Source organism: Enterobacter sp. C6 (assembly GCF_008122455.1).
Lineage (GTDB): Bacteria > Pseudomonadota > Gammaproteobacteria > Enterobacterales > Enterobacteriaceae > Enterobacter > Enterobacter pseudoroggenkampii.
On the sequence record NZ_QPFW01000230.1, the window covers coordinates 32,638 to 54,096 of the forward strand.

The following is a 21,459-nucleotide window of genomic DNA, read 5'->3' on the forward strand; positions in this document are numbered from 1 at the left end:
TTACTTATGTGATAATTTCGCCTTAGAAATTTCTTAGAGTCGTTTAGCTTATGTCCAACCGGTTTTCCAGCAAACATCAAATTGGTTTTCCTGCATGACGCACACCCGCCACACCATAAACAGAGAGTTAGTAGTTCACCTTGTGGAAGTTTTTTTACGGTCTGACACAGGATGGGATGTCAGTTTTGTGCCAAAAGCGGAAGTAGCTAATAATAGTCTGTGTTGAACAACGGGGAGCAGGTCAGAAGAGTTTGGGATATAGTGTAACCAATGAAAAAGGCCAGATTAACTAGCCTTAAGCATGTACATGATTGGTTTTTACTTCTTAATTTCACCAGTGCACTGGAATTCAGTCTCAACATGCCAACCCATGCCCCCGCTTGAAGAGGGTTGATTACAGGTTTGAATTGTACCCCCGAAAGGTTCAGTCCCAGAGTAACCCCATGCTTTACAGCGTCGTTCCGCTGCTGCGATTGCCTGATTCTTATCGAGCACTGGCTTTTCAAACAAACCATAATCAAAGCCCATCCTCACTGTACCATCAGCTTTTGAACCTCCCATCGGCACCATTTCTTTTTGGGTGGCACAACCAGACAAAACCAATGTAGAAACCAATAACACCAATATATTATTACGCATAGTTAATCCTATAAACTTATTTTTATATATGCTTGAATGATATTTTCATTTTAAATTGCTTATGTGCTGTTTGTGTTTTTTTATTAAGACTGTTCTCCGTGCTTCTTGTTTCTCTCATTAAGGAATATTAATCCCTGTAATATCATGATGGGTAACGCGGGTAATCTGTTGTGGTCATTGTTCAAACTGTGGCTTTACGGGAGTTGGTCATCGTCTTTCACGTAGCTAAGGATGGTTTTCATACTGTCGTGTTTGGTTCTACGCAGTAGCAGTGTCACTAAAACCAACCACAGGATTATTAACACAACACCCCCACCGATTAACCATTTCATTAGGTAGGCTAGCCTCCGGTGTTTTGTGATGCCTTGGCGTAAATGCTTGAGAGTATGAATACGATTAGAGAATACTGTTGTTCGTCTTCAAAGATAAAGCTATGACGTTCAAGCCCATTTAATACTTCCTCAAGAGACAATCTGATCATTTGTCTCCTCCGGCGCTGCCTCTCATCCATGCCCGGCAGAAAACCCAGCCGAAGGCAAGCCACAGCGCCAGAAGCGCTGCGATTTCTATTAGTGTTTTCATTTAGTCTGATTACAGATGTGATTATTATCTTGGTAATGTTTCTGGTTGGTATTATTGCTGGGGAAAGAAGGTTGAACAAGTAACTAATTTTAATTGGGTATTAGCAAAACTAATAAATCTCTAAAGATGATAAGAACCTTGTGCTGTCTCCCCCTATCTCCATTTAATTTCATCTCTGTAACTCTTGCTCAAATTGCACTCATGGCTCATGATTTGAAGATTGGATAGTTCCAATGCAAGATAAGGATGTAGGGAACGGGGCTTGATGTGTTCTACGTTCATCACCATTCCTTCACTTGCGCCACGTCCACATACAAAGCATTTGTTGCCATACTTTCTGAATTCCTGATAGCGTAAACGTCGCCATTCCTTTGAGTTAAAGAATGTGGTTGCGTTACTGGCTGAACGGTTGCGTTCCTCCTGCTCACGCCGGATCTGTTCGAACAATCCAACATGGTCTTCCTCCTTGGGATAATGTCCCCAAGCATCTTTGCCAGCAGCACCCCATTTCACCTGTGCTCTCTCACTTGGCGATCTGCTAGACGGAAGATTGCACTGACCTGCTCCCCATTAACCCATACGCCTTGACGTCAGTAATATCTTCATCAGCAACGTGAATGCCCGCCGGACAAAAGAAGTGTGCATCTGTAGCCACTATCTACTCCTGGCGAAGAAATACCCCGGTAAGTCTAAGTCCGGGCCAGAGGGGGTTTTTGATGAGGTTCAGATTAAAATGCATCACTTTTTCAGGACGTAATTTCGACCTGAATTGCGATGAGCTCATCCACTTTAAGCTAAACCGGCGTCAGCAGATCGACACCGGTCTCCGGTACATGAAGGGAGACGATGATTCTGTAGCGCGCTTCAGAATCATCGCGTTCCGGAGCGAGTTGTGTGTTGCACCAGCGCTGCCTCCTGAGCAAGCGGTTTGGTTATGGGCAAAGTAAGGGCATAGCTTTCGAAGGAGATATGTCATTAATGTTTGCATGATGGTCGTCCGCTTTGTGCCAACAGCAGACATTGGCTTACCAAGAAAGTAGCCGTGATGTGTTTTCATCTTCGCTGGTTCCATTAGAATAGCCTCGTTGAAAACGAGAGAACTGGAGTGAAAATGTTTGCTGATTTTGGTGTCGTGAATTTCTGGACGTACCTGCTTGGGGCGACGCTGATAGTCCTTGTGCCTGGCCCTGAAACCATGTTCGTGATTAAAACGAGCATTACCAGCGGCATCAAGCGGGGCTTTGCTGCAATATTTTCCATTCTGCTGAGCGACGTTATTCTGGTTCTTCTGGCATGGTGTGGGCTGGCGGCGGTTATAAGCTCAACCCCTTCCTTGTTTAACGCCATCAAGTACGCAGGCGCTGCTTATCTTTTCTATCTCGGTGTCCAGACAATACGCGCAATCTTTAAGCCGGCTGTCGAAACGAGTGAGGAAAAGAAATCTTCAGCTGATACCGGAGGGATCATCGGACGCGGAATGCTGGTTACGCTATTGAATCCAAAGACGCTGCTGTTCTATATATCTTTCTTCGCACAGTTCATTAATGTTCAGGCTGAACACTCCTGGATGGCTTTTATCATTCTGGCAGCAGTAATGTTCGCAATTACTCTCGTTTATTTCGGCTTTCTCGTTTTCTGCGGCTCTTATCTGCTTAGCCGTCTTAAAGGCAACCGACGTCTTTCTGCAATCGGAAACGCGCTGGTAGGGATGTTCTTCATTGGATTTGCAGCAAGGCTCGCAAGCGCAACTTCCTGACTGGACACATAAGCCGCCGTGAGGCGGTTTTTTTACTTTCTTCCTGGGATGAGACGTCCGCACCTCGCTCACAGCGGACCTTCAGTCTCGTCAGTACGTCCGCCCTGTGCCAGAAGCGGAAGTTAGTAGAGAGCCTTTTTTGTTACTGATATGATAATAAAATGCATAAAAGAGGTGACACATGGGTACTGACACTGTAGTTACGCTGTTTAGATACAAGCGCTGGATAGATATTGAAACACTACAAGCGATTAAAAGAATTGATGCGTCTGCGAATGCAGAAAAACGTCATCTGACGCTCAGATTGATGAATCACATACATGTTGTTGATATGATCTTCAAGGCTAACATTACCGGGCAGAAACATTTCTACACTGCACTGAACACGCCGGAGACCCCCTCCGCTGATGAGCTTCTGATAACGATGACAGAATGTACAGACTGGTATATTCAACGTGTCAATTCTATGTCCCTTGCTGACCTTGCGGAAACAATTAAATTCCAGTTTGTCGATGGCGGACATGGTGAGATGAAGGCGGCCGATATGCTCAATCATGTGCTGTTTCACGGGACATATCATCGCGGTGCTGTAGGTTGGCTACTTTCAGAAAGTGGTGTAACCCCGCCCAAAGACGTACTGACCGTTTTTCTAAGAGACCATAACCACGAGTAGATGGCTGACAGGGTCATGCAAACTTAAAACGCTATTGACCCTTTAAACAAAAACGTCAGTACGTAAATGATTGTCCAGGAATGTCTGCTCCTCGCTCATAACAGACCATTTCCTCACTATGCCCTGCCATCGGCTTTCATCAGCTGATATTTAGCTTTCAAAAGCTCCGCCGGTGTCGGTCCCTTAGGAGCAACTGGTGCAGCCAACGCCCTCCGAACAGGCGGGATCGGCTTCCCGGCCAGCACCCGCTTTTCCCACATATCCAAAATATCGCTGGCCTCACGCTCGAGCTCTTTCTGACACAACTGGCCATCGATTCCGCGGCGACGCAGTTCGAGGCAGATGTGGTAATACACCGGCTCCGGCCACGGATACTGCTCACTGCTAGGATACGGGCGAGTGGCCAGCGCCGATCACTACCGATTACACAGATGAACTGAACGATTTCGACCTGCGCCGCCTCGAAGCGCTGCGCGCTCAGGCTTAAGGGGGATTTATGCATAACACAAACGTTACCGTTGCTGACCAGAACACCGTTATTAACTCCAACGTGGCTTTGTTCGATTCCCAGTATCTGAACGCCATCAGCACGTTCGCGCAGATTATGGCCCAGGGCACTGCTACTGTTCCTAAACACTTGCAGGGCAATCAGGCCGACTGCATGGCTGTAGCGATGCAAGCGGCACAGTGGCAGATGAATCCCTTTGCCGTGGCGCAGAAGACGCACCTAATTAACGGTGTGCTCGGGTATGAAGCGCAGCTGGTTAATGCCGTCATCTCGCGCAGCGGCGTGCTGGCCAGCCGTTTTGAATATGAGTGGTATGGGCCATGGGAAAAGGTCGTTGGAAAATTCCATATCCGTAAAGGAGACAAAGGCGAGTACCGCGTCCCGGGCTGGCCCCTGGCTGACGAAGCCGGGATCGGCATCATTATCCGCGCAACGCTTAAAGGCGAAGATCAGCCGAGAGAACTCGATTTGCTGCTGGCTCAGGCCCGTACCCGAAACTCTACCCTTTGGGCTGACGACCCTCGCCAGCAGCTGGCGTACCTAGCAGTCAAACGCTGGGCGAGGCTGTTCTGCCCGGATGTGATTCTGGGCGTCTACACCCCGGATGAACTCGATGATCGACGAGAAGAACGAGAGATAAACCTCGTACCGGCGCAGCACGTAAGCCTTGTAGACATTTCAGGTGACAACGTCACTACCACTCAAACGGCCCAGGAATCAGCTCAAAACATCGATGCACTTGCTGATGATTTTCGTGATCGCATCGAGGCGGCTCAGGATGTGGATAGCGCTAAAGCTCTGCGCGCAGATATTGAAACCGTCAAAGCAACGCTGGGTTCTGCCCTGTTCACTGAGCTGAAAAACAAGGCCGTGAAGCGTTATTACCTAGTTGATGCACGGAACAAAGTCGAAGCAGCCATCAATTCCTTGCCACCTTCAGATGAGCCCGATGCAGCTGCGCGGTTCGCAGAAGTAGAGCGCGTTCTTGCATCGTCGAAACGCCATCTGGGCGACGAACTGCATAGTCAGTTCAGCATCACCCTGGCGGATATGAAACCGGAATACGTGGACTAACGAGATCGGGAGGGGAAACCCTCCCTCAAGGAGAAGAAATGCGACTGATTAATCGAGGCAGTAAGCAATCCCCTTTAGCTCGCCAGGCATGTGAAATCGCACTCGCAGCCCACCAGCAAAGATATGGTGACTATGGGCGCAGCAAGATGAAAGAGACCTATACGGTGAAAGTGGAAGGCGTGAAGGTCTGGGTTGAAGTAGTCAACTGCAAGGCAAGCTACGTGGCCACAGCAATGACCGGCATGCGCCGACTGCGTTCCCTGCCCGGCCAGGCAAACTGAAACTGAAATATCAACGACTAAAGACCGGCATATCTATACTCATGCCGGTTACCTGAGGTGAACCATGTCGCAGGTAATTTACGATTCAGAATGGGGCGTTGCTTCAAAACTAAAAGAGAAGACAGGCCTTACAGATCGTCAGATTAAAAGCTATCGCCAAACCTCCTGGGTAGAAAGTGTTCATTTTAAGAGAATCCCATTGGATGGAAGCAGCTCCGAAGAGCGAGGACTTGTCTGGTACAACATCCCAAACATTAACAGGTTTGTGAAGGAGGCATAATGGCTGCAATGCCAACGGGTGTTGAGATCCACAACAATAAGATACGAATAAGTTTCAAGTTTCAGGGCGTTAGATGTCGAGAAACATTGAAAGGATGGATCGTAAATGCTCCGAATCTCAAAAAAGCCGGGAATCTAAGGGCCAAAATTGTAAGCGAGATTCAGCTGGGCACTTTTGACTACCGGGACGTGTTCCCGGAGTCAAAGGTGGCAGCAAAGTTTTATACATCTAAAAACATTACGACGTTCTCCGAACTTGCATCAACCTGGTATGAAAACCATAAAATCGATCTCTCACCCAATGCCACAAGAAGCTATGGGATAGCTGTAAGAACGTTAACAAAACTAATCGGCCCTGAAACGCTGGTTGCATCCATCACCAACAGCGACATTCTGGGCTGGAGAAAGGAATTACTGACTGGCGAGACTAACTATGCTCCCGTAAAGAGGAGAAATAAAACCGGCCGCGCCGTTAGAACAGTAGATTATTATCTGGCCATCCTGCGACAAATCCTCGACTATGCGGTCAAAAATAAAGTCATTTCATATCAACCATATGTCGGGATAAAAAGGCTTCGCAAAGGGCAAACAAAACCCGATCCACTGCTGAGACATGAATTTGAGCAGTTGAAAGAGACTGCTCCGACTCAGCAGAAAAACATGTGGCAATTTTTTGCTTACACCGGTGTTCGGCCTGGGGAGCTTTGCGCTCTTGCATGGGAAGATATCGATCTTAATTCCGGCGAAGCTACGATTGCACGCAATCTAACTCAGGAAGGCTTTTTTGGACCACCTAAAACCGAAGCTGGATATCGGACTATAAAGTTACTGGAGCCGGCTCTGGAGGCTTTGCGAGCTCAAAAGGAGCTTACGGGGAGTGCCCCTAAAGTACCAATCACTTTTCACCACCGGGAGTTCGGAAAAACGGAAACGCAAAAGCTGCACTTTGTGTTTATGCCTCGCCCCCAGAAAGGCAAGCAAGCTGCGTACTATTCAGTCAGTTCAATTGTGTCATTATGGGATATTACGGTAAGACGATCGGGAATTCGCCGCAGACGCCCCTATCAGCTGCGTCATACATATGCGTGCTGGATGTTGTCGGCAGGTGCTAATCCTGCTTTTATAGCGAATCAGATGGGTCATGAGAATGCAGAGATGGTCTTCCATGTATACTCTGCGTGGATAAATGCTCTCGATAGCGATCAGGTATCATTTTTGAATCAGCGCTTTGGCGGATATGCAAATGCCCCTATAGTGCCCCTGAAGGTATAAACAAAGTAGTTAATTACTTGATTTCCCGGTGATATTTAATGAAAAAGCTGTTTGTGCAGTTTTATCTTTTGCTGTTTGTCTGCTTCCTGGTCATGACCATGCTGGTCGGGCTGGTCTATAAATTCACCGCCGAACGTGCAGGCAGGCAGTCGCTGGACGACCTGATGAAAAGCTCGCTCTATCTGATGCGCAGCGAGCTAAGAGAGATCCCGCCGCACGACTGGGCGAAAACCCTGAAAGAGCTGGATCTGAATCTCTCGTTCGATTTACGCATCGAGCCCTTAAAAAATTTTGAGCTGGACCCACCCGCCATGCAGCGTCTGCGCGACGGGGACATCGTCGCGCTGGATGAGAAATACACCTTTATCCAGCGTATCCCGCGCAGCCATTACGTGCTGGCCGTCGGCCCGGTTCCCTATCTCTATTATCTGCACCAAATGCGCCTGCTGGACATGGCGCTGATGGCCTTTATCGCCATCTCGCTCGCGTTTCCGGTTTTTATCTGGATGCGCCCGCACTGGCAGGACATGCTGAAGCTGGAATCCGCCGCGCAGCGTTTTGGCGAGGGGCATTTTACCGAACGCATTCACTTCGACAGCGGTTCCAGCTTTGAACGTCTGGGCGTGGCCTTTAACCAGATGGCCGATAACATCAATGCCCTGATCGCCAGTAAAAAGCAGCTGATCGACGGAATTGCGCACGAGCTGCGCACGCCGCTGGTGCGCCTGCGCTATCGTCTGGAGATGAGCGAAAATCTGACGGAAGCGGAGTCTCAGGCGCTTAACCGCGACATTGGCCAGCTTGAGGCGCTGATTGAGGAGCTGCTGACCTATGCGCGCCTCGATCGCCCGCAAAACGAACTGAACCTCAGCACGCCGGATCTGCCCGCGTGGCTGCAAACCCATATTGACGATGTCCAAAGCGTGAACCCGCAGCGCACGCTGTTAACGCGCGTGACGCCGGGTGATTACGGCGCGCTCGATATGCGCCTGATGGAACGCGTGCTGGACAACCTGATGAACAACGCCATGCGCTACAGCGAAAGTACGCTACAGATTGGGCTGGATTTGCAGGGCAGTCAGGCCAGCCTGACGGTTGAGGATGACGGCCCGGGGATAGCTCCGGAAGCGCGAGAAACCGTGTTTGAACCGTTTGTCCGCCTCGACCCCAGCCGCGATCGCGCTACTGGCGGATGTGGCCTGGGGCTGGCGATTGTCTACTCTATCGCGCAGGCAATGGGCGGCACGGTGCATTGCGAGGAGAGCGAGCTTGGCGGCGCGCGCTTCTGCTTTAGCTGGCCGGTATACCACAACATCGCCCTTCCCGTTCCTGTCTGACCTAAACCGCACGCTGGCCTGACCCGGCGTGCTGTGCTATATGATAAGTATGTTGTAACTAATGAGAGTGTTTATGGCGACTTACGATCTCCTCGAACGGCTGAACAGCACGTTTCGGGAAATAGAACACGAGCTCCTGACCCTGACCGAACGTTTGCAGACCTGCCGTCTGCTGGCTGCGCGCGTCTTTACCCTGCCCGAGGTAGCTAAAGGGGCAGAACACGACCCGCTGGACACCATCGAGGTTGAACAGCACATCGGCAGCGCCGCCCTTGAGCTGGCGCTGAAACACTATCGTCGCCTGTTTATCCAGCAGCAGTCTGAAAACCGCAGCAGTAAGGCGGCCGTGCGTCTGCCCGGCGTGATTTGCCTGAAAACCGATGCGACAACGCGCGAAGCGCTGGAAGCCCGGATTACCCATATCAACACCCTGAAAGCGGCATTTGAAAAGATCGTTACCGAAGAGTCCGGCCTCGCCCCTGCCGCCCGGTTTGAATGGGTGCACCGTCAGCTTCCTGGGTTAATTACCCTGAATGCCTATCGCACGCTGACGGTACTGCGTCACCCCGCCACGCTGCGCTTCGGCTGGGCGAATAAGCACATCATTAAAAACTTCACCCGGGATGAAATTCTGGCGCAGCTGGAAAAAAGCCTGAAGACGCCGCGCACCGTCGCGCCGTGGTCGCGTGAGCAGTGGATTGAGCGCCTGGAACAGGAGTACCACAGCATCGCCTCGCTACCGGCGGATACGCGCCTCAAAATTAAGCGCCCGGTGAAGGTGCAGCCTATCGCCCGCGTCTGGTATTCCGGTCAGCAAAAACAGGTTCAGTATGCCTGTCCGACGCCGCTGATTGCGCTCTTTGATGCCAATCAGGGGGCCATCGTGCCGGATATTGGTGAGCTTTTGAATTACGATGCGGACAATGTCCAGCACCGTTACAGGCCTCAGGCGCAGCCGCTGCAGCTGATTATTCCGCGGCTGCACCTGTATGTGGCGGGTTGATTATTTCAGGCTACCGACCATCGCTTCCGGGCGAACCCAGGCGTCGAACTCCGCCTCCGTCAGATAGCCCAGCGCCAGGGCGGAGGCTTTCAGCGTCAGCCCCTCTTTATGCGCTTTTTTAGCGATCTCGGCGGCCTTGTCGTAGCCGATATGGGTATTCAGCGCCGTCACCAGCATCAGGGATTCATTGAGCAACTGGCTGATACGCTCGCGATTCGGCTCAATCCCTACCGCACAGTGCTCGTTAAAGCTCTCCATCCCGTCCGCCAGCAGACGAATCGATTGCAGAACGTTGTGGATCACCATCGGGCGATAGACGTTCAGCTCGAAGTTGCCGGACGCGCCGCCCAGGTTGACGGCCACGTCGTTGCCCAGTACCTGACAGCAGAGCATAGTCATGGCTTCACACTGGGTCGGGTTGACTTTACCCGGCATGATGGAGCTGCCCGGCTCATTTTCCGGAATGCTGATTTCACCAATGCCGCAGCGCGGGCCCGAGGCCAGCCAGCGCACGTCGTTGGCGATTTTCATTAATGATGCCGCCAGCCCTTTCAGCGCGCCGTGGGTGTGGACCAGCGCATCGCAGGTCGCCAGCGCTTCGAACTTGTTGGGCGCCGTGACGAACGACTGCCCGGTGATGTTTGCCAGCTCCTCCGCCACGCGCACCGCGTATTCTGGATGGGTGTTTAACCCGGTCCCGACCGCCGTCCCGCCGAGCGCCAGCTCCGCCAGGTGCGGCAGGCTGTACTCAATATGCTTCAGGTTATGTTCCAGCATCGCCACCCAGCCGGAAATCTCCTGGCCGAGCGTCAGCGGCGTGGCGTCCTGCAGGTGCGTACGGCCAATTTTAACGATGTCGCGGAAGGCCTGCGCTTTCTCATTGAGCGTGGATTTCAGAACGTTGAGCTGCGGAATAAGCTGCTCGCGGATAGCAATCACCGCCGCCACGTGCATCGCCGTCGGGAAGACGTCGTTAGAGCTCTGGCTTTTGTTGACGTCATCGTTCGGATGGATCTTACGCTCCATGCCGCGCACGCCGCCCAGCAGTTCGCTTGCCCGGTTCGCCAGCACTTCGTTCATGTTCATATTGCTTTGGGTGCCGGAACCGGTCTGCCAGATGGCGAGGGGGAATTCATCGGGATGCTTACCCGCCAGCACTTCGTCGGCGGCGTTGATGATGGCGGTCGCTTTGTCTGCCGTCAGCAGGCCTAAATCCTGGTTCACTTTCGCAGCTGCACGTTTGGTGAGCGCCAGCGCCTGAATCAGCGAGACGGGCATCTTTTCAGTCGAGATACGGAAATGCTCCAGCGAACGCTGGGTTTGCGCGCCCCATAGCTTGTCGGCCGGGACGTCGATGGCGCCCATCGAATCTTTCTCATGGCGTACCGTGGTCATTACTTTCTCCTTGATAACAAAAGAGGGATTGCTCACATGCTTAAGGGATAAGTATTGATGACTTCTGAGAAACGTTATGGCGCTTTGTGCGCTCTTTTTGGTGTCGGGTGGCGGCTGCGCCTTACCCGACCTACGAGAATGCAGGCCGGGTAAGCGTCAGCGCCACCCGGCAATTTACAGAATTACTTCACACATGCCGAACACTGGGACGACTGAATCTGCTTGAAGAAGTCGTTGCCTTTGTCATCCACGAGGATAAACGCCGGGAAATCTTCCACTTCAATTTTCCAGATCGCTTCCATGCCCAGTTCCGGGTATTCCACGCACTCCAGGCTCTTGATGCTGCCCTGCGCCAGCACCGCTGCCGGGCCGCCGATACTGCCGAGGTAGAAGCCGCCGTGCTTGTGGCAGGCGTCCGTCACCTGCTGGCTGCGGTTACCTTTCGCCAGCATGATCATGCTGCCGCCGTTGGCCTGCAGCTGGTCGACATACGAGTCCATACGCCCTGCCGTGGTTGGGCCTAACGAGCCAGAGGCGTAGCCTTCAGGCGTTTTCGCCGGGCCAGCGTAGTAGATTGGGTGATCTTTAATGTACTGCGGCAGCCCTTCGCCATTGTCCAGACGCTCTTTCAGCTTCGCGTGCGCGATGTCGCGCCCCACGATAATCGTGCCGTTCAGGGAGAGACGGGTCGAGACCGGATACTGCGAAAGCTGCGCCAGAATTTCTTTCATCGGACGGTTCAGGTCAACGCGAACCGCTTCACCCTCACCCGCTTTACGCAGCTCTTCCGGAATGTACTTGCCCGGGTTGTTTTCCAGTTTTTCGATCCACACGCCTTCGCGGTTGATCTTGGCCTTGATGTTGCGATCCGCAGAGCAGGAGACACCCATACCGACCGGACAGGAGGCACCGTGACGCGGCAGACGGATCACGCGCACGTCGTGGGCAAAGTATTTGCCGCCAAACTGCGCGCCGAGACCCAGGTTACGCGCCTCTTCCAGCAGTTCCTGCTCAAGCTGTACGTCGCGGAACGCCTGGCCGTGCTCGTTACCTTCGGTAGGCAGGCCGTCATAGTATTTGGTTGAGGCCAGCTTGACGGTTTTCAGCGTGCTTTCAGCCGAGGTACCGCCAATCACAAACGCGATATGGTACGGCGGGCACGCCGCGGTGCCGAGGGTGCGCATCTTCTCAACCAGGTAGTTCTTCAGCTTACCCGGGGTGAGCAGCGCTTTGGTTTCCTGGTAGAGATAGGTTTTGTTGGCTGAACCGCCGCCTTTGGCGATACAGAGGAATTTGTACTCATCACCGTCGACGCTGTAGAGGTCAATCTGTGCTGGCAGGTTGGTGCCGGTGTTGACCTCTTTGTACATGTCCAGCGCGGCGTTTTGCGAATAGCGCAGGTTGTCTTCGGTGTAGGTGTTATAAACACCGTGCGCCAGCGCCGCTTCATCACCGCCGCCGGTCCAGACGCGCTGGCCTTTTTTACCGACGATGATCGCCGTGCCGGTATCCTGACAGGTTGGCAGAATGCCTTTCGCGGCGATGTCTGAGTTACGCAGGAACTGCAGGGCAACGTATTTATCGTTTTCGCTGGCCTGCGGGTCGCTCAGGATATCGGCCACCTGCTGCTGGTGCGCAGGACGGAGCATAAACGAGGCGTCGTGGAAAGCGTGCTGCGCCAGCAGCGTCAGCGCCTGCGGGTCGACTTTGAGGATCTCTTGTCCTTCAAACTCAGAAACGGAGACGTGATCGCGGGTTAACAGGTAATACTCGGTCTGATCCTTACTGAGGGGGAAAGGATCCTGATAATGGAAGGGTTTATTCGACATTGGTCTCTCACTTACTGCTTCGGTCTGTTTATTCAGGGCAGATGTTCCGCTGCCCGGCTTAAAAGCGAGTCAGCTTATCCTACACAATTTTTTAACAAAAACTGAGACTAGTACGACTTTTTACATCCACAGGTTACTTCCATGAGGTTTATTGCTTTAATACCCGGAGTTAATTCCACAATTGAATCAGGGCTTGATAATGCAAAAACTCATTAACTCAGTGCAAAACTACGCCTGGGGAAGTAAAACTGCGTTAACGGATCTCTACGGTATCGCGAACCCGAACAACCTGCCGATGGCAGAACTGTGGATGGGCGCGCACCCGAAGAGCAGCTCAAAAATTGAAGACGCCAGCGGCCAGGTACGCAGCCTGCGCGACGTGATTGATGCCGATAAAGCCGCGCTGCTGGGTGACAAGGTCGCTCGCCGCTTCGGCGAACTGCCGTTCCTGTTTAAGGTGCTGTGCGCCGACCAGCCGCTCTCCATCCAGGTTCACCCGAACAAGCAAGCCTCTGAAATCGGCTTTGCGAAAGAGAACGCGGCGGGTATCCCGTTAGACGCCGCCGAGCGTAACTACAAAGATCCCAACCACAAGCCGGAGCTGGTGTTCGCGCTGACGCCGTTCCTGGCGATGAACGCGTTCCGCGAGTTTTCGGAGATCATTTCTCTGCTGCAACCGGTCGCGGGTGCCAACAAGGCTATCGCCCACTTCCTCGAAAACCCGAACGCCGACGCGCTGAGCCAGCTGTTTGCCAGCCTGCTGAATATGCAGGGTGAAGAGAAATCCCACGCGCTGGCGGTGCTGAAAGCCGCCCTGGACAGCCAGCAAGGTGAACCGTGGGAGACTATTCGTCTGATTTCCGAATTCTACCCGGACGATAGCGGCCTGTTCTCCCCTCTGCTGCTGAACGTGGTGAAGCTGAACCCGGGCGAGGCAATGTTCCTGTTCGCGGAAACCCCGCACGCCTACCTGCAGGGCGTGGCGCTGGAGGTGATGGCCAACTCCGATAACGTGCTGCGCGCGGGCCTGACGCCGAAATACATCGACATTCCTGAGCTGGTTGCCAACGTGAAGTTCGTGGCGAAACCTGCCGCGGAGCTGCTGACGCAGCCGGTGAAAAACGGCGCAGAGCTGGACTTCCCGATCCCGGTTGAGGATTTTGCCTTCTCCCTGCACGACCTGAGCAGCGCCGAAACGTCGGTGGCTCAGGAGAGCGCGGCGATTCTGTTCTGCGTTGAAGGCGAAGCGACGCTGCGCAAAGGCGAACAGCGTCTGGTGCTTAAGCCCGGTGAGTCAGCATTCGTTGCAGCCAATGAGTCCCCGGTCAGCGTGAGCGGCACCGGTCGCCTCGCGCGCGTTTTCAATAAGCTTTAAGCACTTACTGAATTTTTTAACAACTCTTGCTAAGCTAGTTGCAGGCTTAATATCTCCAGGCGGTTTTTACCGCCTGGTTTCATTTTAGGGATAGTCGCAATGAAAAAATCGGTCGTAGCGGTAGGAGTGATTGTAGCGTTAGGCGTGGTCTGGACGGGTGCCTCCTGGTTTACCGGGAAACAGCTGGAAGGCCGTCTGGCTGAGATGGTGGCGCAGGCTAACGGAGAGATTAAGCGCAGCGCGCCGGAAGCAGGTCTGGAACTGAGCTACCAGAACTATCACCGCGGTGTGTTTACCAGCCGTATGCAGCTGGTGGTGAAGCCAGTTGCCGGTGCTGAAAACGGCTGGCTGAAACCGGGCCAGAGCGTGGTGCTGGACGAAGTGGTGAGCCACGGTCCGCTGCCGCTGGCGCAGCTGAAGTCCTTTAACCTGATCCCGTCGATGGCGTCCGTTCATACCGTGCTGGTGAATAACGACGTCACCAAACCGCTGTTTGACCTGGCGAAGAATGAATCGCCTTTCGACATTAATACCCGAATTAGCTATGCCGGTGACACCAGTTCCGATATTGCGCTGAAAGCGCTGAACTACGAGAAAGAGAATGAAAAAGTCGCCTTCAGCGGCGGCCACTTCAAACTCGATGCTGACCGCGACGGAAACGTGTTCTCCCTGACGGGTGAAGCGGAGAGCGGCCTGGTCAATGCCGTGAACGAATATAACCAAAAAGTTCAGCTCACCTTCAGCAACCTGAAAGCCGACGGCAACAGCCGAATGACCGATTTCCAGGAGCGTATTGGCGATCAAAAACTGTCTCTCGATAAAGTCGCCATTGCGGTTGAAGGGAAAGAGATGGCCGTGCTGGAAGGCATGGACGTCAACGGCAAATCCGACGTTTCCAAAGACGGTAAGAGCATCAATACCCAGCTGGATTACACGCTGAAGAGCCTGAAAGTACAGAATCAGGATCTGGGCACCGGCAAACTGTCGCTGAAGATCGGCAATATCGACGGCCAGGCGTGGCACGAGTTTAGCCAGAAATACAGTAAAGAGAGCCAGGCGCTGCTGACCGATACCGCGCTGCAGCAGAACCCGGAAGTGTACCAGCAGCAGGCGATGGCGGTGCTGTTCAACAACCTGCCAATCCTGCTGAAAGGCGAGCCGGTGATAACCGTTGCTCCGCTGAGCTGGAAAAACAGCAAAGGCGAAACCAGCTTCAACCTGTCTCTGTTCCTGAAAGATCCGGCCACCGCAACGGGTGAACCGCAGACGCTGGCGCAGGAAGTGGATCGCAGCGTGAAGTCGCTCGACAGCAAGCTGACCATTCCGATGGATATGGCGACCGAGTTTATGACCCAGATTGCGAAGCTGGAAGGCTACGGCGATGAAGATGCCGGCAAGCTGGCGAACCAGCAGGTGAAAGGTCTGGCGGCCATGGGCCAGATGTTCCGCATCACCAAAGTGGAAAACAACACGATTTCCACCAGCCTGCAGTACGCCAACGGCCAGGTCACGCTCAACGGCGACAAGATGCCGCTGGAAGACTTCGTCGGCATGTTCGGTATGCCTGCTCTGGGGATGCCGGAACCGGCTGAACCGGCAGCGCCAGCCGAACCGGCGGCACCGCAGCAGTAAACGTCAAAACCCCTCGCATGAGGGGTTTTTTATTGCCGGGTGGCGGCGACGCTTACCCGGCCTACGATCGACCTTGTAGGCCCGTGCAAGCACAGCGCCGCCGGGCGATGTGCAGCGGAGATTATTTCACCGTCACCAGCCGCGCTGCCACAATCTGGTGCCCGGCCTGCACATCCGCATTGTCGATGCGCTGCATAATCCTGTCCGCCAGGGTGTAACCCATCTCCCGCGCTGGGGTGGTGGCCCAGACGATCGGCAGGTCGTCGAGGGCGTTTTCCCCGACGTCGGCGAACGCCCCCAGCGCCACCTGGTGGCCGAAGAAGGTTTCCACCCCGCCCTCGCCGCTCTGACGCCCGGCGCGGATCAGGCCAAACCAGGCGCCCATGGCAATCACATCGTTATAGCAAATCACGGCGCTGATCGTCGGGCTGCTTCGCAGCAGCGCGCCAATCGCTTCCGCCGCTTTCTTCTGGCTGGATTCACACTCCACGACCCACTCGCTGTGGAACGGCAGGCCGTATTTAATCAGCGTCGCGCAGTAGCCGCCTACCCGCTCGGCGCGGGTCAGGGACGAGCTTTTACCGCCCAGCCAGGCAATGCGCTGATGCCCGCGACGAATAAGATGCTCGGTCAGCATTTGCGCGGCCTGCATGTTATCCGGGCGTAGCGTATCGGCTTCGTCGAGGTAGCTGGCGCGCGAGGCAAACACCAGCGGCACGCCTTTTTCGGCCGCGCGCTCGCACAGTTCGCTGCCCACGCCCGATGCCCCGGCGACGATCACCCCGTCCACACCCTGATTCAGCAGCATATCGAGCCGGGAAAGCAGCTGATCGGCCTCGCGACCGCCGTGAAGCAGAAAGACCATCCGCCCCTGTGCTTCAAGCGCTTCGGTTAACCCGGCTGTTAACTCCGCATAGAAAGGTGACGTCAGATCGCGAACAATCAGGCCAATCACCCCGCTTTGCCCGCCGCGCAGCGCCGACGCCTGACGGTTACGCACAAAGCCCAGCTGTTCAACCGCCTCGTTCACCCGCTGACCGGTGGCAGGAGAGATGCGCCCCTTCCCACTTAGCACCAGAGAAACGGTGCTGACGGAAACGCCCGCCGCAAGCGCGACATCGTTGATGGTGATTTTTTTCGCTACAGCCATGTGTCGGCGTGACTCCCTGAAATGAGATCGGTAAAACCTTTTATCAATACGTTATCTTTATACTACCAGTCAAAGCCTGAGAATGTGATTTAGCGCGCACTAAACTTTGATAAAACGTTTTATCTTCTCGCAGCATTGAAGCAGACAAACTCATTTTAACAATAAAGGAGTCGTTTTATGACGGCGAAAGCAGCACAAAAAATATCGCTGTGGGAATTTTTCCAGCAACTGGGTAAAACCTTTATGCTGCCCGTGGCACTCCTCTCGTTCTGCGGGATCATGCTCGGGATCGGCAGCTCGCTAAGCAGTAAAGACGTCATCACGCTGATCCCGTTCCTCGGTACTCCCGTGCTGCAGGCCATCTTTATCTGGATGAGTAAAGTCGGCTCCTTTGCGTTTAGCTTCCTGCCCGTCATGTTCTGTATCGCTATCCCGCTGGGCCTGGCGCGCGAAAATAAAGGCGTCGCGGCGTTTGCCGGTTTTGTGGGTTACGCGGTGATGAACCTCGCGGTTAACTTCTGGCTGACCGCGAAAGGCATACTGCCGACCACCGACGCTGCCGTGCTGAAGGCCAACAACATTCAGAGCGTGATTGGCATCCAGTCTATTGATACCGGGATCCTCGGGGCGGTGATCGCGGGTGTGATTATCTGGATGCTGCACGAGCGCTTCCACAATATCCGTCTGCCGGATGCCCTGGCCTTCTTCGGCGGCACCCGCTTCGTGCCGATTATCACCCTGGTGGTGATGGGCCTGTTTGGTCTGATCATTCCGCTGATCTGGCCGGTCTTTGCGCTGGGCATCAACGGCATTGGCCGCATCATCAACGGCGCGGGAGATTTCGGTCCGATGATCTTCGGCACCGGCGAGCGTCTGCTCCTGCCGTTTGGCCTGCAGCACATCCTGGTGGCCCTGATTCGCTTCACCGAAGCGGGCGGGACGATGGAGGTGTGCGGCCACGACGTGAGCGGTGCGTTGACCATCTTCCAGGCGCAGCTGAGCTGCCCGACCACCCACGGCTTCTCCGAAAGCGCCACCCGCTTCCTGTCTCAGGGTAAAATGCCTGCCTTCCTCGGCGGCCTGCCGGGTGCCGCGCTGGCGATGTACCACTGCGCACGCCCGGAAAACCGTCATAAAATTAAAGGGCTGCTGATTTCCGGCGTGATCGCCTGCGTCGTAGGTGGTACCACCGAGCCAATCGAGTTCCTGTTCCTGTTCGTTGCGCCGGTGCTGTATCTGATTCACGCTGTGCTGACCGGTCTGGGCTTTACCGTGATGGCGGTGCTGGGCGTCACTATCGGTAACACCGACGGCAACGTCATCGACTTCGTGGTGTTCGGCATCCTGCACGGCCTCTCCACCAAGTGGTATCTGGTCCCGGTCGTGGCGGCAATCTGGTTCGTGGTGTACTACGGGATCTTCCGCTTCGCCATCACCCGCTTTAACCTGAAAACGCCAGGCCGCGATACCGATACGGCCACCAGCGTGGAACAGGCGGTTGCCGGTACCGTGGGCAAATCCGGCTACAACACCCCTGCCATTCTGGCGGCGCTGGGCGGTGCGGATAACATTACCTCGCTGGATAACTGCATTACCCGCCTGCGTTTGTCGGTGGCGGATATGTCAAAAGTGGATACCAACGCCCTGAAAGCCAACCGGGCTATCGGCGTGGTACAGTTAAATCAGCACAATTTGCAGGTGGTTATCGGCCCGCAGGTACAGTCGGTGAAGGATGAGCTGGCTACCCTGATGCGAACAGTAGAAGCCTGATGCCTCAGCCCCCTCTCATGAGGGGGTTTTACTTTAAGGATTAACGTCATGTTTGATTTCTCTACCGTCGTGGATCGACACGGCACCTGGTGTACGCAGTGGGACTACGTCGCCGACCGCTTTGGCGCGGCCGACCTGCTGCCCTTCACCATCTCGGATATGGATTTCGCCACCGCGCCCTGCATTACCGACGCGCTGCATCAGCGCATCAATCACGGCGTGTTGGGCTACAGCCGCTGGAAGAACGATGAGTTTCTCGCCGCCGTTGCGCACTGGTTCCAGCAGCGCTTTCACAGTCAGATTGAGACCGAATCGATCGTTTATGGCCCTTCCGTTATCTACATGGTGTCAGAGCTGATTCGTCTCTGGTCAAACACCGGCGACGGCGTGGTTGTCCACACCCCGGCATACGATGCGTTTTATAAAGCCATAGAGGGTAACGCGCGTCGTGTTGTGGCGGTTGAGATGGAAAAGCAGGCTGCAGGCTGGCAGGGCAATATGGTGGCCCTCGAAGCGGCGCTGGCGAAACCGGAAAACAAAATTTTACTGCTGTGCAGCCCGCAAAACCCGACCGGCAAGGTCTGGACGCGGGATGAGCTGACGCAGATGGCGGAACTGTGCGCACGCTATGACGTGGCGGTTATCAGCGATGAAATCCATATGGACATGGTGTGGGGAGAGCGTCGTCACACGCCGTGGAACGCGGTGGCGAGCGGCAAATGGGCGCTTCTCACCTCCGGCTCGAAAAGCTTTAATATTCCGGCGCTGACGGGCGCTTACGGCCTGATTGGCGATGAAGAGAGCCGTAACGGTTACCTCAGCGCGCTAAAAGGCCGGGACGGGCTCTCTTCCCCTTCCGTGCTGGCGCTGACGGCGCATATCGCCGCCTATCAGCAGGGGGAGCCGTGGCTGGATGCCCTGCGGGGTTATCTGGAAGAGAATTTGTTGTATATCGCGCAGGAAGTAAACCGCGCTTTTCCGAAACTGAACTGGCAGCCGCCCGAAGCGACCTATCTGGCCTGGATCGATCTGCGCCCGCTGAACATTGACGATCGGGAGCTGCAAAAAGTACTGATCGAGCAGCAAAAAGTCGCCATCATGCCGGGATATACCTACGGTAAAGAAGGAAATGGCTTTGTTCGCCTGAATGCGGGCTGCCCGCGCAGCAAGCTGGAACAAGGCGTGCAACGCCTCATAGCCGGGATTAACACGCTCCTGTAATCAATTTGCGCAACGGAATATTCCCTTGCGCAAATAGCTTTTTACCCCGTTTTGTTTTTATAATATGGCGCACTTTAACCAGAAAAGAGTGCGACCATGATTGATACACGCCTGCCTTTAACTGATATTCATCGTCACCTTGACGGTAACATTCGTGCCCAAACCATCCTCGATCTTGGCCGCCAGTTCAATTTAACGCTTCCTGCTCAGACCCTTGAGTCCTTGATCCCTCACGTACAGGTGACCTCTAATGAACCGGACCTGGTCAGCTTCCTGAGCAAACTCGACTGGGGCGTGAAGATGCTGGCGTCGCTGGATGCCTGCCGCCGCGTGGCGTTTGAGAACATCGAAGATGCAGCCCGCAACGGCCTGCACTACGTCGAACTGCGCTTCTCGCCGGGCTATATGGCGATGACCCACAACCTGCCCGTTGCAGGCGTGGTGGAAGCCGTCATTGAAGGTGTGCGCGAAGGGTGTAAAACCTTCGACGTTCAGGCCCGCCTGATCGGCATTATGAGCCGTACGTTCGGTGAAGCCGCCTGCCTGCAGGAGCTGGAAGCGCTGCTGACCCATCGCGATGCCATCACCGCCATCGACCTCGCCGGCGACGAGCTGGGCTTCCCGGGCAGCCTGTTCCTCTCCCACTTCAACCGCGCGCGCGATGCCGGCTGGCACATTACCGTCCATGCGGGTGAAGCGGCTGGCCCGGAAAGCATCTGGCAGGCCATCCGCGAGCTGGGCGCCGAGCGTATCGGTCACGGCGTGAAGGCGGTCGAAGATCGCGCCCTGATGGATTTCCTGGCGGAGCAGCGTATCGGGATTGAGTCGTGCCTGACGTCTAACATTCAGACCAGCACCGTGGCGACGCTGGCGCATCACCCGCTAAAAACGTTCCTCGAGCACGGCGTGCTGGCCTCGCTGAACACTGATGACCCGGCGGTTCAGGGCGTGGATATTATCCACGAGTACAACATCGCCGCACCGCAGGCGGGTCTGAGCCGCGAGCAGATCCGTCAGGCACAGATTAACGGGCTGGAAATTGCCTTCCTGACGCCTGCTGAGAAGCAGGCGCTGCGGGATAAGGTGGCAACCGCGTAAACCCTTTTGCCGGGTGGCGGCTACGCCTTACCCGGCCTACAACAACGTCAATAACTTATGCCAGACAGAGCGTGGCGCGATGTTTGGCAGATTCGATGCCCAGCTCAATCAGCTCCATAATCTGAATCGCCTGGCTGGCAGGGACCGGATTCTCTCCCGTGCCGTTCAGCGCATCGCGGATAGCTGCATAATACGCCGGATAGTTACCCGGTATCGTCAGCAAGGTCTCTTCGACCAGCTCCTCGCCTTCGACCCGCGTTACCACGCCGTCGCGCATATCATAGCCCCAGTCTTCCTGCGGCAGACGTTCACCGTTTTTAAGCCTGTCTTCCTGCGGATCGAGACCAAACTTCACGTAGCTCCCGCGCGTACCGTGAATGATATAGCGGGCCGATTCTGCGGCCGCGACCATCGTGCCGTGCAGCACAATCCGCCGCTGCGGGTAACTGAGCACCGCGTGGAAGTAATCGGTTGTCTGCGCGCCGGGCCTGAGCTGGGCCAGATCGACCGTCATGCTCACCGGCAGACCAAAAAGATTGACGGCCTGATCCAGCAGATGCGGAGCTAAATCGTACCAGATGCCGC

General features: G+C 54.7%; 19 protein-coding genes and 1 pseudogene. 13 read left to right on the forward strand and 7 right to left on the reverse strand.

Features of this window, described 5'->3' with window-relative positions:
• Positions 1-318 precede the first annotated feature (318 nt).
• Complete coding sequence (yecR, locus tag DOU50_RS14650; RefSeq protein WP_228117536.1) at positions 319-639, reverse strand: YecR family lipoprotein; 321 nt, start codon at positions 637-639, stop codon at positions 319-321.
• Positions 640-1,374: 735 nt separating this feature from the next.
• Positions 1,375-1,734, reverse strand: a complete 360-nt coding sequence (locus DOU50_RS14655) for an HNH endonuclease (RefSeq protein ID WP_148769647.1) — start codon at positions 1,732-1,734, stop codon at positions 1,375-1,377.
• A gap of 598 nt (positions 1,735-2,332) precedes the next feature.
• Between DOU50_RS14655 and leuE the strand changes: the two genes are divergently transcribed.
• Positions 2,333-2,977: a leucine efflux protein LeuE gene (gene leuE, locus DOU50_RS14660; RefSeq protein WP_148769648.1), complete on the forward strand. Its 645-nt coding sequence runs from the start codon at positions 2,333-2,335 to the stop codon at positions 2,975-2,977.
• A 181-nt stretch (positions 2,978-3,158) separates the two neighbouring features.
• Positions 3,159-3,650: a DinB family protein gene (locus DOU50_RS14665; RefSeq protein ID WP_148769649.1), complete on the forward strand. Its 492-nt coding sequence runs from the start codon at positions 3,159-3,161 to the stop codon at positions 3,648-3,650.
• A 116-nt stretch (positions 3,651-3,766) separates the two neighbouring features.
• Here the strand turns inward: DOU50_RS14665 and DOU50_RS14670 are convergent.
• Positions 3,767-4,042: pseudogene (locus tag DOU50_RS14670) on the reverse strand (replication protein P); the annotation flags it as partial.
• Positions 4,043-4,146: 104 nt separating this feature from the next.
• On the opposite strand from DOU50_RS14670, the gene DOU50_RS14675 reads away from it, so the two are divergent.
• From DOU50_RS14675 to tus, 6 genes are all read left to right on the forward strand, one after another.
• Complete coding sequence (locus tag DOU50_RS14675) at positions 4,147-5,232, forward strand: RecT family recombinase (RefSeq protein WP_148769650.1); 1,086 nt, start codon at positions 4,147-4,149, stop codon at positions 5,230-5,232.
• Between the two features lie 38 nt (positions 5,233-5,270).
• Complete coding sequence (locus DOU50_RS14680; protein WP_048979543.1) at positions 5,271-5,513, forward strand: DUF4060 family protein; 243 nt, start codon at positions 5,271-5,273, stop codon at positions 5,511-5,513.
• 64 nt (positions 5,514-5,577) lie between these two features.
• Positions 5,578-5,793 carry an excisionase family protein gene (xisR, locus tag DOU50_RS14685; protein WP_148769651.1) on the forward strand — a complete coding sequence of 72 codons (216 nt, stop codon included), beginning with the start codon at positions 5,578-5,580 and terminating at the stop codon, positions 5,791-5,793.
• Positions 5,793-7,064, forward strand: coding sequence for a site-specific integrase (locus DOU50_RS14690; protein WP_148769652.1), 1,272 nt, complete (start codon positions 5,793-5,795; stop codon positions 7,062-7,064). The genes xisR and DOU50_RS14690 overlap by 1 nt, the downstream gene beginning before the upstream one ends.
• A 38-nt stretch (positions 7,065-7,102) precedes the next feature.
• Positions 7,103-8,401 (forward strand): two-component system sensor histidine kinase RstB, encoded by a 1,299-nt coding sequence (rstB, locus tag DOU50_RS14695; RefSeq protein ID WP_024909335.1) that lies wholly within the window; start codon positions 7,103-7,105, stop codon positions 8,399-8,401.
• Between the two features lie 73 nt (positions 8,402-8,474).
• The gene (tus, locus tag DOU50_RS14700) at positions 8,475-9,404 is read left to right on the forward strand and encodes a DNA replication terminus site-binding protein (protein WP_148769653.1); all 930 of its coding nucleotides are present in this window, start codon (positions 8,475-8,477) and stop codon (positions 9,402-9,404) included.
• Here the strand turns inward: tus and fumC are convergent, their stop codons facing one another.
• Positions 9,405-10,799 (reverse strand): class II fumarate hydratase, encoded by a 1,395-nt coding sequence (gene fumC, locus DOU50_RS14705; RefSeq protein WP_148769654.1) that lies wholly within the window; start codon positions 10,797-10,799, stop codon positions 9,405-9,407.
• Positions 10,800-10,981: 182 nt separating this feature from the next.
• Positions 10,982-12,628, reverse strand: coding sequence for a class I fumarate hydratase FumA (gene fumA / locus DOU50_RS14710; RefSeq protein WP_061715401.1), 1,647 nt, complete (start codon positions 12,626-12,628; stop codon positions 10,982-10,984).
• Positions 12,629-12,827: 199 nt separating this feature from the next.
• On the opposite strand from fumA, the gene manA reads away from it, so the two are divergent.
• Positions 12,828-14,003: a mannose-6-phosphate isomerase gene (gene manA / locus DOU50_RS14715; RefSeq protein WP_148769655.1), complete on the forward strand. Its 1,176-nt coding sequence runs from the start codon at positions 12,828-12,830 to the stop codon at positions 14,001-14,003.
• 99 nt (positions 14,004-14,102) lie between these two features.
• Entirely contained in the window at positions 14,103-15,635 is a 1,533-nt protein-coding gene (locus DOU50_RS14720; RefSeq protein ID WP_148769656.1) for a YdgA family protein, read from the forward strand.
• 121 nt (positions 15,636-15,756) lie between these two features.
• On the opposite strand, the gene DOU50_RS14725 is transcribed toward DOU50_RS14720, so the two are convergent.
• Positions 15,757-16,785: a Mal regulon transcriptional regulator MalI gene (locus DOU50_RS14725; RefSeq protein WP_148769657.1), complete on the reverse strand. Its 1,029-nt coding sequence runs from the start codon at positions 16,783-16,785 to the stop codon at positions 15,757-15,759.
• A 177-nt stretch (positions 16,786-16,962) separates the two neighbouring features.
• On the opposite strand from DOU50_RS14725, the gene malX reads away from it, so the two are divergent.
• The 3 genes from malX (at position 16,963) to add (ending at position 20,874) form a co-directional block, all read left to right on the forward strand.
• On the forward strand, positions 16,963-18,555 hold the full coding sequence (gene malX, locus DOU50_RS14730) for a maltose/glucose-specific PTS transporter subunit IIBC (protein WP_032651044.1): 1,593 nt from the start codon (positions 16,963-16,965) through the stop codon (positions 18,553-18,555).
• Between the two features lie 48 nt (positions 18,556-18,603).
• Positions 18,604-19,776: a MalY/PatB family protein gene (locus DOU50_RS14735; protein WP_148769658.1), complete on the forward strand. Its 1,173-nt coding sequence runs from the start codon at positions 18,604-18,606 to the stop codon at positions 19,774-19,776.
• Positions 19,777-19,872: 96 nt separating this feature from the next.
• Complete coding sequence (gene add / locus DOU50_RS14740) at positions 19,873-20,874, forward strand: adenosine deaminase (RefSeq protein WP_148769659.1); 1,002 nt, start codon at positions 19,873-19,875, stop codon at positions 20,872-20,874.
• A 55-nt stretch (positions 20,875-20,929) separates the two neighbouring features.
• Here the strand turns inward: add and DOU50_RS14745 are convergent.
• Positions 20,930-21,459 (reverse strand): oxidoreductase (locus DOU50_RS14745; RefSeq protein WP_148769660.1); only part of this gene is annotated, 530 nt, incomplete at its 5' end.

Excerpts from the sequence above, each read along its gene's own strand:
- yecR (WP_228117536.1), bottom strand. The coding sequence starts at position 639 with ATGCGTAATAATATATTGGTGTTATTGGTTTCTACATTGGTTTTGTCT.
- leuE (WP_148769648.1), top strand. The coding sequence starts at position 2,333 with ATGTTTGCTGATTTTGGTGTCGTGAATTTCTGGACGTACCTGCTTGGG.
- DOU50_RS14665 (WP_148769649.1), top strand. The coding sequence starts at position 3,159 with ATGGGTACTGACACTGTAGTTACGCTGTTTAGATACAAGCGCTGGATA.
- DOU50_RS14675 (WP_148769650.1), top strand. The coding sequence starts at position 4,147 with ATGCATAACACAAACGTTACCGTTGCTGACCAGAACACCGTTATTAAC.
- DOU50_RS14680 (WP_048979543.1), top strand. The coding sequence starts at position 5,271 with ATGCGACTGATTAATCGAGGCAGTAAGCAATCCCCTTTAGCTCGCCAG.
- xisR (WP_148769651.1), top strand. The coding sequence starts at position 5,578 with ATGTCGCAGGTAATTTACGATTCAGAATGGGGCGTTGCTTCAAAACTA.
- DOU50_RS14690 (WP_148769652.1), top strand. The coding sequence starts at position 5,793 with ATGGCTGCAATGCCAACGGGTGTTGAGATCCACAACAATAAGATACGA.
- rstB (WP_024909335.1), top strand. The coding sequence starts at position 7,103 with ATGAAAAAGCTGTTTGTGCAGTTTTATCTTTTGCTGTTTGTCTGCTTC.
- tus (WP_148769653.1), top strand. The coding sequence starts at position 8,475 with ATGGCGACTTACGATCTCCTCGAACGGCTGAACAGCACGTTTCGGGAA.
- fumC (WP_148769654.1), bottom strand. The coding sequence starts at position 10,799 with ATGACCACGGTACGCCATGAGAAAGATTCGATGGGCGCCATCGACGTC.
- fumA (WP_061715401.1), bottom strand. The coding sequence starts at position 12,628 with ATGTCGAATAAACCCTTCCATTATCAGGATCCTTTCCCCCTCAGTAAG.
- manA (WP_148769655.1), top strand. The coding sequence starts at position 12,828 with ATGCAAAAACTCATTAACTCAGTGCAAAACTACGCCTGGGGAAGTAAA.
- DOU50_RS14720 (WP_148769656.1), top strand. The coding sequence starts at position 14,103 with ATGAAAAAATCGGTCGTAGCGGTAGGAGTGATTGTAGCGTTAGGCGTG.
- DOU50_RS14725 (WP_148769657.1), bottom strand. The coding sequence starts at position 16,785 with ATGGCTGTAGCGAAAAAAATCACCATCAACGATGTCGCGCTTGCGGCG.
- malX (WP_032651044.1), top strand. The coding sequence starts at position 16,963 with ATGACGGCGAAAGCAGCACAAAAAATATCGCTGTGGGAATTTTTCCAG.
- DOU50_RS14735 (WP_148769658.1), top strand. The coding sequence starts at position 18,604 with ATGTTTGATTTCTCTACCGTCGTGGATCGACACGGCACCTGGTGTACG.
- add (WP_148769659.1), top strand. The coding sequence starts at position 19,873 with ATGATTGATACACGCCTGCCTTTAACTGATATTCATCGTCACCTTGAC.